Origin of the sequence: Janthinobacterium sp. TB1-E2 (assembly GCF_036885605.1) — a bacterium.
Taxonomy (GTDB): domain Bacteria; phylum Pseudomonadota; class Gammaproteobacteria; order Burkholderiales; family Burkholderiaceae_D; genus Janthinobacterium; species Janthinobacterium aestuarii.
Map to the genome: position 1 here is coordinate 1,703,484 of NZ_CP142523.1, position 16,915 is coordinate 1,720,398.

Annotated in this window: 16 protein-coding genes; 11 read left to right on the forward strand and 5 right to left on the reverse strand. The window is 64.8% G+C overall.

Annotated features, from left to right (window positions below; genetic code table 11):
• Positions 1-29: 29 nt before the first annotated feature.
• The 7 genes from OPV09_RS07615 (at position 30) to OPV09_RS07645 (ending at position 7,021) form a co-directional block, all read left to right on the forward strand.
• Positions 30-1,664 (forward strand): ExeA family protein, encoded by a 1,635-nt coding sequence (locus OPV09_RS07615; RefSeq protein WP_070303679.1) that lies wholly within the window; start codon positions 30-32, stop codon positions 1,662-1,664.
• Position 1,665: 1 nt separating this feature from the next.
• Complete coding sequence (locus tag OPV09_RS07620) at positions 1,666-2,334, forward strand: general secretion pathway protein GspB (protein ID WP_072454381.1); 669 nt, start codon at positions 1,666-1,668, stop codon at positions 2,332-2,334.
• 100 nt (positions 2,335-2,434) lie between these two features.
• Positions 2,435-3,919, forward strand: coding sequence for an alkaline phosphatase family protein (locus tag OPV09_RS07625; protein ID WP_338681035.1), 1,485 nt, complete (start codon positions 2,435-2,437; stop codon positions 3,917-3,919).
• Positions 3,920-4,013: 94 nt separating this feature from the next.
• Positions 4,014-4,550 carry a molybdopterin-guanine dinucleotide biosynthesis protein B gene (mobB, locus tag OPV09_RS07630; protein WP_058051167.1) on the forward strand — a complete coding sequence of 179 codons (537 nt, stop codon included), beginning with the start codon at positions 4,014-4,016 and terminating at the stop codon, positions 4,548-4,550.
• A gap of 57 nt (positions 4,551-4,607) precedes the next feature.
• On the forward strand, positions 4,608-4,808 hold the full coding sequence (locus OPV09_RS07635; protein ID WP_034781856.1) for a YjfB family protein: 201 nt from the start codon (positions 4,608-4,610) through the stop codon (positions 4,806-4,808).
• A gap of 264 nt (positions 4,809-5,072) precedes the next feature.
• Positions 5,073-5,375, forward strand: coding sequence for a DUF2282 domain-containing protein (locus OPV09_RS07640; protein ID WP_070303676.1), 303 nt, complete (start codon positions 5,073-5,075; stop codon positions 5,373-5,375).
• A gap of 17 nt (positions 5,376-5,392) precedes the next feature.
• The gene (locus tag OPV09_RS07645) at positions 5,393-7,021 is read left to right on the forward strand and encodes a DUF692 family multinuclear iron-containing protein (protein WP_338681039.1); all 1,629 of its coding nucleotides are present in this window, start codon (positions 5,393-5,395) and stop codon (positions 7,019-7,021) included.
• A gap of 4 nt (positions 7,022-7,025) precedes the next feature.
• Here the strand turns inward: OPV09_RS07645 and OPV09_RS07650 are convergent, their stop codons facing one another.
• The 3 genes from OPV09_RS07650 to fumC form a co-directional block, all read right to left on the reverse strand.
• Positions 7,026-7,310 carry a hypothetical protein gene (locus OPV09_RS07650; RefSeq protein WP_034759786.1) on the reverse strand — a complete coding sequence of 95 codons (285 nt, stop codon included), beginning with the start codon at positions 7,308-7,310 and terminating at the stop codon, positions 7,026-7,028.
• A 125-nt stretch (positions 7,311-7,435) separates the two neighbouring features.
• A complete protein-coding gene (locus tag OPV09_RS07655; protein WP_035825476.1) occupies positions 7,436-7,657 on the reverse strand; it encodes an RNA-binding S4 domain-containing protein in 222 nt (73 codons plus the stop codon).
• A 95-nt stretch (positions 7,658-7,752) separates the two neighbouring features.
• Complete coding sequence (gene fumC, locus OPV09_RS07660) at positions 7,753-9,147, reverse strand: class II fumarate hydratase (protein WP_058051170.1); 1,395 nt, start codon at positions 9,145-9,147, stop codon at positions 7,753-7,755.
• Between the two features lie 172 nt (positions 9,148-9,319).
• Between fumC and OPV09_RS07665 the strand changes: the two genes are divergently transcribed.
• Entirely contained in the window at positions 9,320-10,450 is a 1,131-nt protein-coding gene (locus OPV09_RS07665; protein WP_338681044.1) for a hypothetical protein, read from the forward strand.
• Positions 10,451-10,866: 416 nt separating this feature from the next.
• Here the strand turns inward: OPV09_RS07665 and OPV09_RS07670 are convergent, their stop codons facing one another.
• Positions 10,867-11,118, reverse strand: a complete 252-nt coding sequence (locus tag OPV09_RS07670; protein ID WP_307788907.1) for a flagellar protein FliT — start codon at positions 11,116-11,118, stop codon at positions 10,867-10,869.
• Positions 11,119-11,408: 290 nt separating this feature from the next.
• On the opposite strand from OPV09_RS07670, the gene OPV09_RS07675 reads away from it, so the two are divergent.
• The 3 genes from OPV09_RS07675 (at position 11,409) to OPV09_RS07685 (ending at position 14,569) form a co-directional block, all read left to right on the forward strand.
• Positions 11,409-13,493, forward strand: coding sequence for a M13 family metallopeptidase (locus OPV09_RS07675; RefSeq protein ID WP_338681047.1), 2,085 nt, complete (start codon positions 11,409-11,411; stop codon positions 13,491-13,493).
• A gap of 70 nt (positions 13,494-13,563) precedes the next feature.
• Positions 13,564-14,208 carry a class I SAM-dependent methyltransferase gene (locus OPV09_RS07680; protein WP_034760316.1) on the forward strand — a complete coding sequence of 215 codons (645 nt, stop codon included), beginning with the start codon at positions 13,564-13,566 and terminating at the stop codon, positions 14,206-14,208.
• Between the two features lie 175 nt (positions 14,209-14,383).
• A complete protein-coding gene (locus OPV09_RS07685) occupies positions 14,384-14,569 on the forward strand; it encodes a CsbD family protein (RefSeq protein WP_034759763.1) in 186 nt (61 codons plus the stop codon).
• A 70-nt stretch (positions 14,570-14,639) separates the two neighbouring features.
• On the opposite strand, the gene OPV09_RS07690 is transcribed toward OPV09_RS07685, so the two are convergent.
• The gene (locus tag OPV09_RS07690) at positions 14,640-16,847 is read right to left on the reverse strand and encodes a S9 family peptidase (RefSeq protein WP_338681048.1); all 2,208 of its coding nucleotides are present in this window, start codon (positions 16,845-16,847) and stop codon (positions 14,640-14,642) included.
• Positions 16,848-16,915 lie beyond the last annotated feature (68 nt).

Below are 16,915 nucleotides of genomic sequence, written 5' to 3' on the forward strand. Positions count from 1 at the left end.
ATTTTGATCGTTTCATCCGCAGGGTCTCCATGTACACGCATTATTTCCAGCTCAAGCAATCGCCGTTTTCGATCGCCCCCGATCCGCGCTACCTGTTCATGAGCGAACGCCACCGCGAAGCGCTGGCGCACCTGCTGTATGGCGTGGGCAGCGGCGGCGGCTTCGTGCTGCTGACGGGAGAAATCGGCGCCGGCAAGACCACCGTGTGCCGCTGCTTCATGGAGCAGATTCCGGAAAACTGCCAGCTCGCGTATATCTTCAATCCGAAACTGTCCGTCGAGGAATTGCTGCTGTCGATCTGCGAGGAATTCCGCATCGCCCTGGCGCCCGGCGTGGCCAGCGTGAAAGGCTATGTCGACGCCATCAATGCGCACTTGCTGGCCAGCCATGCGCAGGGCAAGAACAATGTGCTGATCATCGACGAAGCGCAAAACCTGTCCGCCGCCGTGCTGGAACAGTTGCGTTTGCTGACGAACCTGGAGACGAGCGAGCGCAAGTTGCTGCAGATCATCCTCATCGGCCAGCCGGAATTGCGCGCCATGCTGGCCCGGCCGGAACTCGAACAGCTGGCGCAGCGCGTGATCGCCCGCTACCACCTCGGTTCTCTGACGGCGGACGAGACGGCCAGCTACATCCGCCACCGGCTGGCCGTGGCCGGCTGCACGGCGCAGACGCCGTTCGCGCCGCGGCTGATGGCGCACATTCACGCCATGAGCCACGGCGTGCCGCGCCGCATCAACCTGCTGTGCGACCGCGCGCTGCTGGGTGCTTACGTGGAAAACCAGCCGCAAGTGACGCGCCAGATATTGCGCCGTGCCGCTGAAGAAGTGTTTGCGGAAGAGGGCAAGCCGGCTGCCGGACGGGGCCTGCGCTGGCCGCACGTGGCGGGCGGCGTGCTGGCCGGCGCCGTCGTCACGGCCGCGCTGGCCTGGCATTTCATGCCGCGTCCGCCCGCCGTGCCTGTTGCGCCTGCCGTGGCCGCCGTTGTGCCGGCCGCCTCCGCCGTGGCGGCTGCCGCCGCATCCACGCCCGCGCCCGCCAAGGTGCCGGACCGCAACGCCGTGCTGCGCCAGCTGGCCGCCCTGTGGGGCGAGCAGTTGCAGGCCGGCGATGCCTGCCAGGCGGGCGCCCGCGCCGGCCTGCGCTGCCTGCACAGCCGGGGCGGTATCGCCGAGCTGCGCGTGCTGGACCGTCCCGCCATGCTGGCCTTGCGCGATGCGGATGGTGCGGAACAGCTGGCGCTGCTCACGCGCGTGCAGGACGGGAGCGCTACCTTGATGCTCGATGGCAAGCAGCAAAGCCTGCCGCTGGCCCAGCTGGCGCAGCGCAGCGATGGCAGTTTCACGACCTTCTGGCGCGCTCCGCGCGGCTGGCGCGACGAAGTGCCGCTGGGCGCGCGCGGCGCCGACGTGGACTGGCTGGCGCAGCGCCTGGCACAACAGCGGGGCTTGCCGGCGCCGGCCGCCAATCTGCCGCTCGATGCCGAGATGCAAAGCCAGTTGCGCGCATTCCAGCTAAGCCAGAACCTGCGGGCCGATGGCCTGGCGGGCCCGAAAACGTATATACGCCTGATGCAGCTCGGTGACAACGCGGAGCCGCGCCTGAGCAGCGCAGCTCCTGCCGTGGCAGCGCCCGCTGCGACGGCGATGGTGGCGGGGAAATAAGATGTCCTACATACTTGAAGCACTGAAAAAATCGCAAGCCGAGCGCCAGCTGGGCGAGTTGCCGTCGATCCACGCACCGCAAGTGCAGCTGCACGATGGCGCAGCATCGGGCGCGGCGAGCCGCGCGCCCGTCTGGCTGGCGCTGGGCGGCGTGGCGGTGGCCGTGGCCGCCGCACTGCTGCTGTGGCAGCCTTGGCAGGCAGCGGCCACGGCGCCTGCGGCCGCGCCTGCCGTGCTGGCCCAGGCCGTGCCAGCGCCGGTGCCGGCAGCAGTCCCGCCCGCAGTCCCTGTGCCTGTGGCTGTGCCCGTGCCCGTGCCGCCGGCGGCCGTCGCCGCGCCAGTGCAGCATGCCAGGCCCGTGGCGGAACCGAAGCAAGAGCCGCCAGTCCCCGTTCCGGCGCCGGCCGTGCCCGTACCTGCGCCGGCGGCCGCGGCCGAAGAGACCGTACCCGGCATGCGCGACTTGCCCGAGCCGATACAGCGGCAAATTCCCCCCGTCGCCATCGGCGGCTATATCTATTCGAAGAATCCGGCCGACCGTCTGCTGCTGATCGACAAGGTTCTGCGCCACGAAGGCGAGGAACTGGCGCCGGGCCTGGTGCTGGAAAAATTGCAGCCGAAGGCGGCTATCTTCAGTTTCAAGGGCTACCGCTACCGTGTGCCGTATTGAATTGTTGTGCATCAAGGCCGGGTAACAGTAGCTGAACCATACTGGCCTGGCCTGGTCGAACCAGGGTCGCTGCGACCGTGTGCGCGGCCGGGGAGTTCCGATGATTGCTGCCGCAGCGGGTGAGGGTGCTTTTGATGCGCATGGCTTGGGAAACCTGGCGCGCATCGACCATATCGTCGTGCTGATGATGGAAAACCGATCGTTCGATCACATGCTCGGCTACCTGAGCCTGGAAGGCGGGCGCACCGACATCGACGGCTTGCAGGCCAGTCATGCCAACGTGCATGCGGGCGTGAGCTACCCCGTGCACCATTTGCGGCGCACGGCGTTTGGCCCGCAGCAAGACCCGTCGCATACGGGCATGTCGGTGGCGCAGCAATTGCAGAACAATAATGGCGGCTTTGTCGACGACTATGCGCAAACGCATCCGGGCGATCCCGACATCGACCTGGTGATGGGCTATTACAATGCATCCGACTTGCCCATGTACGATTTCCTGGCGCAGCAGTTCTGCGTCTGCGACCGCTGCTACAGCTCCGTTCCGGGCGCCACCTGGCCCAACCGCCTGTATGCGATCAGCGGCAAGGCGGCCGGCAGCCGCGACAGCAAGCGCGTACCCCTGTACACGAACAAATCCTTCGTGCGCCACCTGGACCGCGCCCAGGTCAGCTGGAAATTTTATTCCGCCTGGAAACCCTGGAGCCTGGCGCTGACGGACGACCATTACCGTTCGTCCGAGCTGTACGAGCCGTTTGGTTCCAGCGCGCGCCGCTATGGTTTCATCGGCGATGCGCTGGCGGGCGCCTTGCCCTCGGTCAGCTGGATCGATCCGCATTTTTTTGAGAATGACGACCACCCGCCGGCCGATATCCGCGCCGGCCAGGCGCTGGTGGCGCAGGTCTACCAGGCCCTGTCGCGGGGGCCGGCTTGGGCGCGCACCTTGCTGATCCTCAGCTATGACGAGCACGGCGGCTTTTTCGATCATGTGCCGCCTGGTCCCGCCATCGATGACGATCCCGCGTTTCGCCAGTACGGCGTGCGCGTGCCCATGCTGCTGGTGTCGCCGCTGATCGCGCCGGGCAGCGTCAGCCACGAGGTGGTCGACCACACGTCGATCATCAAAACCATCCTGCAGCGCTTTTGCCGCGCCGCCGATGGCGCCTTGCCCCAGATGGGCGCGCGCGTGGCGGCCGCCAGCGGCCTGGGCGCCGTGCTGACCCTGGCACAAGCGCGCGCGGCGCCTGCCGTGCCCGCTGCTGTGCTGGCGCAGCGCGCCGCATGGGAGGCGGATGTGCGGGCGCAGGACTTTACGCCGCTGGCGCCCGCTTGCCAGCCTGACGGCGAAGTGGCGGCCGCTGCCGCCGTACCGTTCCTGTCCGATGCCGAGGCGGGCGCGATCGCCGCCCACCGGCAATTGGCGCGCACGGCCAGGAATGCGCAGGCGGGAAATAGTAAAACGGCGAGTAAAACGGCGGGCAAAACGGCAGGCGCGACAGTGCCGAAGCCGGCGGGCAGGCGCCGGCGGCAGGGCGGCACACCGGCGCCCGCCAGTGCCGGGAATGGCGGAAAACCCGGAGCCGCTTGACCTGGGTGGTGACTTGGGCAATGCGCGGTGCCTGCGCCGGCGGTCGCGCCCGTGGGGCTGCGTATAATCACTCCTTCTCAAACAAGGAGTGACCATGCACGATGCGATGCCCGCCCACCCGGTACTCGGTGTGATCGGCCGTTCCGGTAGCGGCAAGACGACCCTGCTGGAATTTGTGGTGAAGGAACTGGCGGCGCGCGGCTTGCGCGTCAACCTGGTCAAGCACAGCCACCATGACCTGGCGCTGGAACCGCCGCAAAAGGACAGTGCCCGCCTGCGCATGGCGGGGGCGGCGGAAGTGCTGGTGGCGTCGCCGTACCGTTTTGCCATCGTGCATGAGCTGCGCGGCGCGCCCGAGCCGAGCCTGGCGCAGCAATTGGCCCGCATGGGGCCGGCAGACCTGACCCTGGTCGAGGGTTTCAAGACGGATCCCATCCCCAAGCTGGAAGTGTTCCGTCCGGAAGTGGGGCAGGCGCCTCTGTATCCGCATGACCCGCATGTGATCGCCGTCGCCTCCGACAGTCCGGCGCCGGCCGACCTGCGCGAGGGCGTGCAATGGCTGGACTTGAATGCGCGCGAGCACGTGCTGGCCTGGTTGCTGCTGCAGTTGGAAAATAAGCTGGAAAAATAAGCTAAAGGTTTGCCGGCGGCATCCGTTAACAAGGGTAGAACCTCATTGGAGAAACGTATGGACGTCGGAAGCATTGCTCAACTGTCAACCACGATGGCGGAGACAGGCACGCGGCAAGCCGTTGGCTTGACTGTCCTGAAAAAAGCCCAGGATATCCAAAGCTCGACTGCCACTGCCTTGCTGGCAGCGCTGCCACCGGTACAGTCGGCGCCGAGTCTGCCGGCTCACCTCGGCAACCGTATCAACACGACTGCCTGAGCGCAGTCCCGCGGCGCCAGCCTGGCGCTCGCGCTATCTACGCCCACACCACCGTCATCGACGGTGGCGAGTGGGCGTTTTTGTCTGTCTTCCTTCCGCCTTCTTTCCCACCGCTGCCAGCTTGACTGATTGAACATGGTTCGCCATGGCACGGCCGATTCAGTAGAATGACGTCCATCACCTCGCGTTGCCCATCGTGCAGCAGGGGCGTACCGTGACTGAATAATTACTTATCGATTACTTTGACCCAGCAAGAGGATTTCCATGAATAAACGTCAAGCTCTCATCGCCGCCGCCCTCGCGGGCATCTGTGCCGGCGCCACCATCAACGCGGCTGCGCACGATGGGCCCGCTCCCGGCGACAAGGAAAAATGCTATGGCGTGGCCAAGGCGGGGCAGAACGATTGCGCCTCGTCCGATGGCGCGCATTCCTGCGCAGGCCAGGCTGAGGCGGACAATCTGCCCACGGAATGGACCTATGTTGCCAAGGGCACGTGCGAACAGGCGGGAGGCTCCGTCAAGCCCATCAAGGCCGGCAAAGCTGCCAAACCGGCCACGCAACCCTAAGCGGCCGCGGCCTGTCCATGCCGCCGCTCATCCAGGCGCTTGCCGGCGTCGGCCTGCGCGCCGCGCATTACCGCGATTTTCTGGCGCGCCGGCCCAGGGTGGGCTGGCTGGAAGTGCATACTGAGAATTATCTGCAGCCATCGGGCTGGGACTGGTACGTGCTGCAGACCCTGCGCGAGGATTACCCGATCAGCTTGCATGGCGTGGGCCTGGGCCTGGGCTCCGCGCACGGCTTTTCCGAGGCGCACCTGCAGCGCGTGCGCGCCGTGGTCGAGCGCATCGAGCCGGCCCTCGTGTCGGAACACCTGTGCTGGGGCGCCGTGGCGCAGCGGCAACTCAACGATCTGTTGCCGCTGGCCTTGAATGGCGCCGCCCTCGATTTGCTGTGCGCCAGAGTGGGGCGGGTGCAGGATGTGCTGAAAAGGCCGATCTTGCTGGAGAATGTCTCCACTTACCTGCGTTTTGCCGACGATGGCATGAGCGAGGCGCAATTCCTGGCGGAGCTGGCGCGCCGCAGCGGCTGCGGGCTGCTGCTCGATATCAATAATCTGTATGTGAACCAGTGCAACCACGGCGAAGACGCCTTGGCAGCCATGCAATCCATCGCGCCGGGCAGCGTGGGCGAGCTGCACCTGGGCGGCCACTTGCTGACGCCGCATGCCGTGATCGACCACCACGGTGCCGCCATCGCCGATCCCGTCTGGGATTTGTATGCGGCCGCCTTGCTGCGCTTTGGTGCCATTCCCACCCTCGTCGAATGGGATACGGATTTGCCCGCCCTCGATGTCTTGCTGGGAGAAGCGGACAAGGCGCAGTCCATGCTGGCGCGCCATGCGCCGCAGCCACCATGGCAGGGAGCGGCGCTGCCGTCCCCGCCGTCCCCGCCGCCCGTGTCGCCTGACGCGCTGGCGGCTAGCCAGCAAGCGTTTGCCATGGCCTTGCTCGATACTGCGGCAACCCTGCCATCGTTCGCGGGAGAATCGGTACCGCACCGTTATTCACTGTACCGCGGCAACTTGAGCGCCACCTGGCGCCGCACCCTGGGCCACGCCTATCCCGTCGTGCTGGCGCTGGTGGGCGAGGCATTCTTTGGCGGCCTGGCGTGCGCGTATGGCCGGCAGATGCCATCCGATAGCGCTGATTTGAATCAGTTTGGCGAGCGTTTCGCCGATTTTCTGACCAGTTTTCCACCTGTGGCCGACTTGCCCTACCTGCCGGACATGGCGCGCCTGGAATGGGCCGTGCACCTGGCCCATTACGCGGCCGATGCGCAGGGCCTGGCGCCCGATGCGCTGGCCGCCCTGCATCCCGATCAACTGGAAGCGCGCTGTTTTACCTTGCATCCCGCTTGCGCCTTGCTGGCATCGAACTGGCAAGTGGCGGCCCTGTGGTGGGCGCATCAGGAGGGAGACGGGCAGGGGATGTTTCCGCAAGAGATGCAGGTGGCCAGCTACGCGCTGGTTTGCCGGACACGCTGGAAGGCGCAGGTGCTGATACTCGATGCGGCCGCGCATGCGGCCTTGCTGGCTTTACGGCAAGGTCAAACGTTTGGCGCCGCGCTCGATGCGGCATTCGCGCTGGACCCGGCATTCGACCTGGCCGCACACTTGCGCCAGTGGCTGGCGCATGCGGTGTTGACGGCGTAACGGTTTATTCGAAAGCCCGCAGAAGGCGCGCTTCGCCCGTCTGATCGCGGTACAGGGCATTCGCCGCCAGGGTGGCGTCCATCATGCGCGTCACTTGCTCTTCTTCAAAGCGGGCCAGCTCGGCCGTGGCGGCGACAAGGGCCAGTTCCAATCTGGCGCGCGCGCTCTGGTACAGGCTGCTCGTGTATTTGTCTGTGTTACGCAGCAATTCTTCCGCGTTTTCTATGACCTGGCGCAAGTCGCCGATCAGGCGTTCCTGGCTGCGCGTACCTTGTTCGGGATGGTCCATGGCGCTCCCCTTCTGCAATCGATATTTTATCTGGCAATAACGACGTGTTTGCAGCTTGATGCAGGCAGCCGGCTGGCGGGGTGCTGGCTGGACGCATGGGGCCGCTTTCGCGCCCCATGCCGGGGTCAGACTGGAGCGACGACCGTGATACGGATATCGCCCACGCTGACGACCTGGCCGGCGCGGATCTTGGCGGTCTTGCGCAATTCCTTCTTGCCATCGACCTTCACCACGCCGCTATCGACCATGACCTTGCCTGCGCCACCACTATCGCACAAGCCGACCAGCTTCAATAGCTGGTTCAGCTCGACGAATTCGGATGTTAAATCAAAGCTTACTTTTTGCATTGTATCCCTTATTGCAATGATGTGTTTTCAACACTTGATGACGACCTCAACTAACTCGTAGTTTACCTGAAGCCGCCAGCAATGCAGGGTGGAAGTCAGCTTTTGTTGGGCCGCGTCATCTCCAGGGGCACGATCCACGCACTGAATTGTTCCTCCGTAACAAAGCCCAAGGCCAGCGCCGCTTCCTTCAGGGTCGTGCCTTCGTGCTGGGCCTGCTTGGCGATTTGCGCCGCCTTGTCGTAGCCGATATGCGGCGCCAGCGCCGTGACCAGCATCAAGGAACGCTCCATCAGTTCGGCGATGCGCTCGCGGTTCGGCGCGATGCCGTGCGCGCAATGCTCGTCGAAGCTGCGCATGCCGTCGCCCAGCAGGCGCGCGCTTTGCAGGAAGTTGTGTGCAATCAAGGGCTTGAAGACGTTCAGCTCGAAATTGCCCGAGGCACCGCCTACCGTGATGGCCACGTCGTTGCCGAACACCTGGCAGCACAGCATGGTCAGCGCTTCGCACTGGGTAGGATTGACCTTGCCCGGCATGATGGAGCTGCCCGGCTCGTTTTCGGGGATCGTGATTTCGCCGAGGCCGGAGCGGGGGCCGGACGCCATCCAGCGCACGTCGTTGGCGATCTTCATCAGGGCCGTGGCCAGGGTTTTCAGCGCGCCATGGGCGGCGACGAGGGCGTCGTGGGCGGCCAGCGCGGCAAACTTGTTGCTGGCCGTTTCGAACGGCTGGCCCGTCAGGCGCGCCAGTTCTTGCGCGATGCGGCCGGCAAATTCCACGTGGGCATTCAAGCCCGTGCCCACGGCCGTGCCGCCGGCGGCCAGTTGCAGCAGCGGCGGCAACGATGCCGTGATGATGTGTTCGGCAAAATCCAGTTGCGCCACGTAGCCGGAAAACTCCTGGCCCAGGGTCAGTGGCGTCGCATCCTGCAAATGGGTGCGGCCGATCTTGACGATGTCGGCAAATTCCGTCGCTTTCGCATCCAGGGTGGCGCGCAACTGGCGCAGCGGTGGCAAGACCGTGTTGGCGACGGCAAGGGCGGCCGCCACGTGGATGGCGGTCGGAAAGATGTCGTTCGAGGACTGGCCCAGGTTGACGTCGTCGTTCGGATGCAGCAGGCGCTCGGCGCCGCGCAAGCCGCCGATCAGCTCGGAGCCGCGGTTGGCCAGCACTTCGTTCATGTTCATATTGCTTTGCGTGCCAGAGCCCGTCTGCCAGACGGCCAGCGGGAATTCCGCGTCGTGCTTGCCGGCCAGTACTTCGTCGGCCGCCTGCGTGATGGCAACGGCTTTCTTGCCATCCAATAATCCCAGGTCCAGGTTGACGTGGGCGGCCGCGCGTTTGACGGTGGCCAGGGCGGCGATCAGTTCGGGCGGCATCTTTTCCGTGGAGATATGGAAGTGCTCGAGCGAGCGCTGCGTTTGCGCTCCCCACAGCCGGTCGGCGGGTACGTCGATCGGGCCGAAACTGTCGCGTTCGATTCTGCTACTCATGACATCCCTTTCATCGATAGAGGTGGATCGAGTGTACTCCAGGCGTCAAAAATGCACAGGATGATGCCGTATTGCATCATTTTTGCCTTGGCCCATCTATATTTTTGCGATTTCCTGCCGTTAAAGGCAGGCGAGTCCCGATTATCTATCCTGTTATCAAAGCGATCAGTCCATGCAGAGCAGCATCTTTCCCCGTTGGTCTTTGATCGCGTGCGCCGCCGCCAGCCTGGCCTTGCCGCCTGTGGTGGGCGCGGCCGAACTGGGCGAGATGGCCGTGCTGTCGCATGTGGGCCAGCCCCTGCTGGCCGAGATCGAACTGACGGCCCTGGCACCCGAGGAAGCCAGCGGCGTGGCCGTGCGCCTGGCTTCGCCCGATGTGTACCGCGGTGGCGGCATCGGCATGGACCCGGCCCTGCAGACATTGACGATCAGCCCGCTGGAACGCGGTGGGCGCCACTATGTGCGCGTGAGTACGCGGCAAGCGATCCAGGCGGGCCACGTGCATCTGTATTTATTGCTGGGTAATGGTAGCGGCGCCGTCGTGCGCCTGGGCACCTTGTGGCTGACGCCGGCGCCGCCCGCCGCCGCCCCCGTCAGTGCGCCAGTCCGGCCTGCCGTTCCGGCGCCCGTGCCAGCGCCGTTGCCGTTACCACGTCCTGCTCCCTTGGCGCCGTCGCCCGACGCCGCCGCGCTGGCGGCCCGCGCGCGCGCCGAGGGCCTCGTGCGTCCGGCGCGCGTGTTCGTGCCGCCGCCCGCCGCGCCCACGCCGGCGGCTACGGTGCAGCAGCGCCCGGCACCGCCGCGCCGCGCCACGGCGCCCGTGGCCGCTTGCGCGCCCCAAGCCGATATGGAGCAGGCGCAAGCGTGCGTGGCGCTGGATGAGAAAAACACGGCCCTCAATGCAAAGCTCGGCGAATTGGAAGGCAAGATCGGCGACTTGCAAAAGGCGCTGGCGCTGCCCGCCACCACCGCTGTGCCAGCCGCCGCGCCCGTCGAAGCGCAGGCGCCCCATGCCAAGCCCAAGCCACTGCACGCGGCGCCCGCCGCGGACAAGGACAAGAAGGCGGGCGGCAACGGTCTGTTGTGGCTCGGTATCGGCACCTTGCTCTTTCTGTTGTTGACGGCCGTCATCGTGTATGTCGTGCGCAAGCGCAGGCAGGAGGCGGGGTCGCGCGCGCCGTCGAAGTACTGGGTCTTGCTGCGCAAGCCGTTTAGCCGCAAGAAGAAGGATGTGCCCGTGCTGACGGAAGCCGTGGAAGAAGGTGTGGCGGCCGAGCCGGAACCGGAGCCGTTCTCGCGTTAAAGACATGGCAAGGCGGCGCCGAAATTTGATATAAAAAAAGATATTGAAAAAATACATGGAAACGCTGGCCAATCGCGTTGCCTATTTCTTAAAGATGGTGATATGATTAATTCAGTGGACTTGCTCTACGACAAAACAGCCCCAGCCTGGCGCAGTCACCAACGATAGTGTGGCGCGGCAAACAGGTGTAGCGTTGCATAAACGCCTGGGTCTGGAAGCGGTTCGCGATGCCGACGATGTGCTCGCGAACGCCGGATGCAACCGGCAGCGAGGCGACGCCAGGAGATACCTGGGGCTCGCCTTCCAAATTCCCCCTCCTTGTTTTCCGGGCGCCGCAGATGGCGCGCTCGCTGGCATGGCGGCAGACGTAAAAAAAGCACCCGCGGGTGCTTTTGTCGTTTCTGGCGCGGCAAGCTTTACATGCGTGCGCGCGAACCCTGCATGGCGTTCGGCAGTTGCGTCATCCATGGTTCCGTGATGGCGCGGATTTCGCGGTCGTTGGCCAGGATTTGCTTGAGCAAGTCGATCTTGCGCAGACGCGAGGCGCCGGCCAGGGCGGGCACCTTGCCTGTCATGGTCGCGCTGGCGGCGCTGGCACACTGGTTTTCCAGGGTATCCAGGCCATCCCAGTCGCTCGAACGTGCGGCCACGACCATTTTATTGGTCATTCCTGCAATATTTTCATACATCGAAAGAACGTCGTTGGAGGTCATGAGCACACCCGTAACTAGTGAATGGATTACCGCTTGTCCAGATTAACGGCAGGTCCAAGGGGAACTTGAGGGTATTTTTGAAAAAAAAGTGAAAATAATTTAGATGATTGCTTGGCTGCTGCCGACATCGCCCGCCAAGCCGCATTGCCTGCTGGCGTCGTGGTGGCAGGGGAGTATGTTGCGGCGCCTCAAAACGCGTTATGATTTTGCACACTACTGTCGTTACTTTGCCTGAAAGGATCACCATGCGCGTTGCCACTGCTGCCGCTTCCTCTTTCCCCGGTCCCTGGCGCAAGCGCGCCATGGCGCTTGCCCTGTCCGGCATCGCGCTGGCCGGGGGCGCCGTCCACGCGCATGGCCAGGAGGTGGCCGCCAGTCCCGCCGCCACGGTGGCGGCGCCCACGGCGGTCTTGCCCGGCGACGACTTCTACGATTACGTGAATGGCGACTGGCTGCGCAACACGGAGATTCCCGCCGACCGCAGCAGCTGGGGCTCGTTCGCCATCCTCGCCAACGCCACCAACGAGCGCATCATCGGCCTCGTCGAAGGCTTGGCGGCGGCGCCACAGGCCGATGCCTCGGCGCGCCAGGTCAGCGATTTTTACCGTTCCTGGATCGACGAAGCGGCTATCGAAGCGAAGGGCTGGGCGCCGATCAAGCCGCTGCTGAAGAAGATCGATGGCATACGCGACCAGGCAGGACTGGCCCGCGCGCTGGGCGAAAGCCTGCGCGCCGATGTCGACCCGCTCAATTCCACCAATTTTTATACGGAAAACCTGTTCGGCCTGTGGGTGGCGCAAGATTTGAACGATACCACGCGCAATGTGGCCTATCTGCTGCAGGGCGGACTGGGCTTGCCCGACCGCGCGTTCTACCTGAGCGACAGCGCCCGCATGCAGGGCTTGCGCGCGGGCTACCAGGCGCATATCGCCGCCATGCTCAAGCAGGCCGGCTACAGCGATGCGCCGGCCCGCGCCGCGCGCGTGTTTGCGCTCGAGCAGCAAATTGCCGCCAGTCACGCCAGCCGCGAGGATTCGGCCGATGTCGCCAAGGGCAATAATCCGTGGCGTGCCGCCGACTTCGCCAGCAAGGCGCCCGGCTTGGACTGGAAAGCCTTCTTCCAGGCGGCCGGCCTGGGCAAGCAGGCGGATTTCATCGTCTGGCATCCGACGGCCATGACGGGCAGCGCGGCCCTGGTGGGTAGCGTGCCGCTGGCCACGTGGAAGGATTTCCTGGCTTTCCACACGATCAACCATTTCAGCACGACCTTGCCGAAGGCGGCCGCCGACCAGCGCTTTGCTTTCTATGGCAGCGCCCTGAGCGGCACGCCGCAGCAGTCGCTGCGCAGCAAGCGCGCGCTGGCCGCGACGAACGCGGCCCTCAGCGACGCCGTCGGCAAGCTCTACGTGGAACGCTATTTTCCGCCTGAATCGAAAGCCCGCGTGCAGGACATGGTGACGAATATCGTCGCCGCCTTCTCGCGCCGCATCGACAAGCTCGACTGGATGGCGCCGGCCACCAAGGCGCAGGCGCAGGAAAAACTCAAGACCCTGTACGTGGGCGTCGGCTATCCGGAGCGCTGGGAAAATTATGCGGGCTTGCGCGTCGTGCGCGGCGATGCGCTGGGCAATGTGCAGCGGGCGGAACAGTTCCATTACCGGCAGGAACTGGCCAAGCTGGGCCAGTCGCCCGACCGAAAGGCCTGGGCCATGCCGGCGCAGCTGGTCAACGCCGTCAACCTGCCGCTGCAAAATGCGCTGAACTTCCCGGCCGCCATCCTGCAGCCGCCATTCTTCGATCCGGCAGCGTCCGACGCGGCCAACTATGGCGGCATCGGCGCCACCATCGGCCACGAGATCAGCCACAGTTTTGACGACCAGGGCGCCCAGTTCGATGCCCAGGGCAAGCTGCGCGACTGGTGGACGCCAGCCGACCTGGCGCATTTCCAGTCGGCCTCGAAGCAATTGGTGGCGCAGTTCGCGGCCTACAAACCGTTCCCCGACCTGGCCGTGAATGGCCAGCTGACCCTGAGCGAAAACCTGGCCGACCTGGCCGGCGTGGCGGCCGCGCATGACGCGTTCACCCTGTCGCAGCAGGGCAAGCCAGCGCAGCCGGGCGCGGACCGCGACTTCTTCACCGGCTACGGCGTCAGCTGGCGCAGCAAGGCGCGCGAAGCGGCGGCGCGCCAGCAAATCCTCACGGATGGCCACGCGCCGGCGCAATACCGCGCCGCCACCGTGCGCAACCTCGACGCCTGGTACCCGGCCTTCGACGTCAAGCCGGGGCAGCAGCTGTACCTGGCGCCCGAGCAGCGCGTGCGCGTCTGGTAGCAAATGGTGACGGTGCCGGCGCACAGCGCGCCGGCACCGTAAAATGGCGGAACATATCGACAGGACCGCCATGAAGCCGACCCCACCGCAAGATCAGCAAGACCCCATCCACGCCATCACCGAACGCACCCTGGCCCATTACGACGCCAGCGCCGAGCAGTTTTTCGAAGGCACGCGCGACCACGACGTCAGCCAGAATATCAGTGCGCTGCTGAACGCCATCGGCCGTCCGGCGCCTGTGGAGATTCTCGACCTCGGCTGCGGCCCGGGCCGCGATCTGAAAGCGTTCACGGCCATGGGCCACCACGCCACCGGTGTCGATGGCAGCGCCCGCTTCGTCGAGATGGCGCGCGCCTACAGCGGCTGCACCGTATGGCAGCAGGATTTCGTCGACCTCGACTTGCCTGCCGCGCACTTCGACGGCGTGTTCGCGAATGCCGTGCTGTTCCACGTGCCCAGCGCCGTTCTGCCCGGCGTGCTGCGCGCCTTGTACACGTGCCTGAAACCGGGCGGCGTGCTGTTCAGCTCGAATCCGCGCGGGCAGAACCAGGAAGGCTGGAACGGCGCGCGCTACGGCAGCTACCACGACGAAGCGACATGGGCCGCGTATGTGCAGGCGGCCGGATTCAGCCTGGTCGAGCAGTACTACCGCCCGCCCGGCTTGCCGCGCGAGCAGCAGCCTTGGCTGGCGACGGTATGGCGCAAAGCGGGCTGATTTCGCGCGATTAGCTGATTTTTGGCATGTGTTAGGGACCGTACATAGTTTTTGCAACCTCAAGCGTAGTATGGACACATCGACACGCAGCAAGCAGTTTGCAACGGCGTGTGAGCCGCAGTACCGGCCCTTCGGGGCAGGACAACAGATGTACCAACTACAGTGAGGATCCATCATGAACAAAGATCAAGTCGAAGGTAAACTGAAGGAAGTCGGCGGTAAAATCCAGGAAGCCGCTGGCAAGGTCGTCGGCAGCGAAGAACAGCAAGCCAAGGGCCTGGCAAACCAGGTCGAAGGCAAAGTGCAGAAGAAGGTTGGCGACGTCAAGGATGCGGTCGAAACCGTCACGCGCAAGCCGTAATCTGACGCACGCATAAAAAAAACCGCCGCCTGTCGCGAGACAGGCGGCGGTTTTCATTTGCGGGTGCGCTTTACTTCGCTACGCCCAGGTTCTGCTTGAAGAACATCTCGATTTTCTTGTACACGTGGCGCTGGCCCGCGCGCGACGAGATGCCGTGCTTGGCGCCCGGATACGTCATCAGGTCGAACTGCACGCCGCGGTTCACGAGCGCGTCGATCAAACGCGTGCTGTTGCTGAACAAGACGTTGTCGTCGGCCATGCCGTGCACCAGCAGCAGCGGCGACTTCAGGCCGTCGAGGTGGGCGAACACGGTGCTGGCCTTGTAGCCATCGACGTTTTCCTTCGGCATGCCGAGGAATTGCTCCGTGTAGTGGGTGTCGTACAGCGACCAGTCGGTCACGGGCGCTACCGAGACGCCCATGGCGATCTTGTCGGACGCTGCCGACAGAAGGCGCAGGGTCATGAAGCCGCCATAGCTCCAGCCGAATACGCCGATGCGTTTGGCATCGACGAAGCTTTGCTTGCCCAGCCAGTCGATGCCCACCAGTTGGTCGGCCACTTCGGCCGCGCCCAGGTTGTGGTAGATGGCGTCCGTGAACGCGCGCTCGCGGCGCGACGAACCGCGGTTATCGAGGCGGAAGACGACAAAGCCCTGCTGCGCCATGTACTGGTCGAAGTTGTTGCCCCAGCGGCGCGCCACGTGCTGCGAGTGCGGGCCGCCATACGTCGACAGGTAGACGGGGTAGCGCTTGCTTGCGTCGAAGTTCGACGGCTTGACGATGGAGTAATACAGCGTCTGGCCATCGTTGGCCTTCAGGGTGCCATATTCCGTCGGCAGGTGGTCCGCCTTGTATTTGGCGTACGGGTGGCTCGCGTTCAGCGCGTTTTCTTCCAGCCAGCCCACCATGGCGCCGTCCGGGCGGCGGATGCTCACCTGCGGCGGCGTGGCGGGGTCCGAATACGTATCGACGAAGACTTCGCCATTGCGCGAGAACGTCGTGTCGTGCCAGCCATCGGCTTTCGTCACGCGCTGCGGCTTGTCGGCCGTGCTGCCGTCGAGCGCCAGCGCGTAGGTCTGCTTGTCGATCACGGCGTCGCGGTTCGACGCGACGAATACCTTGCCGGTCTTCTGGTTCACGGCCAGCACGCTGTCGATGCCCCATGCGCCGGACGTGACCGGGTGCAGCAGCTTGCCGCTCATGTCGTACAAATACAGGTGATTGCGGCCCGTGCGCTCGGACGACCACAGGAAGGTGCCGTTCGACAGGAAGCGCAGGTCGTCATGGATGCTGACCCAGGTTGTCGACGTTTCCGTCAGCAGGGTGCGCTGCGCCAGCGTGGCTGCGTCGACGGCGACCAGGTCGAGGATCTTCTGGTCGCGCGACTGGCGCTGGTACACGAGCGATTTGCTGTCCGCGCTCCAGTCGGCGCGCACCAGGTAGATGTCCGGGTTCGTGCCCAGCTCCACCTGGCGCTGCACGCCCGTTTCCGGCGAGACGATCAGCAGCTGCACCAGTACGTTCGGGTCGCCGGCGGCAGGGTAGCGCTGCTCGACGACGTCCGTGCGGTCGGCGAAGATTTCAAAGCGGCGCACGACAGGAACCGGTGCTTCGTCGTAGCGTTTGTAGGCGATGGCGGAATCGTCCGGGGCCCAGTAGTAGCCGGTGCGCTGGCCCATTTCTTCCTGCGCCACGAATTCGGCTTCGCCGTTGCGTATCGTGCCCTTGCCATTGGTCGTCAGCTGGCGTTCCTGGCCCGACTTCAGGTCGATCACATAGATGTTCTGGTCGCGCACGAACGAGACGTAGCGGCCTTTCGGCGAGATTTTCGGGTCGAGCACATTGCCCTTGGCGACCAGGCGCGCCTTGTCCGGATGGGCCGCGTCGACCAGGTACAGATTGCCGGCCAGCGGCACCAGCAGTTGCTTGCCGTCGGGCGACCAGCTGTAGCTGAGAATGCCGTTCAGGCTGGCCGTGCGCTCGCGTTCGCGGCGCGCCTGCTCTTCGGGCGAAATCGTTTCATTCGGCACCAGCGCCTTCGAGTCGACGAGGCGGTGCGTGCTCTTGTCCTTCAGCTTGAATTCCCACAGGTCGAGCTGGAACTGGTTGTCGGCGCGGCCGCGCAGGAATGTGACTCGCTCGCCATCGGGCGACACCTTCAGGTTGCGCACGCCGGGGCCGGCCAGCGCCGGATCGGCGTGGATGCGTTCCAGGGTCAGCTTTTCAGCCGATGCGGGAACGCTGGCCATCGCGGCCAGAAAACAAAGAATAAAACGCATGGATGTCTCGGTAGTTGGAAGAATGAAGGGCACTGCATGCATAGGCGAACTTGAGCGTTGCCTAAGCG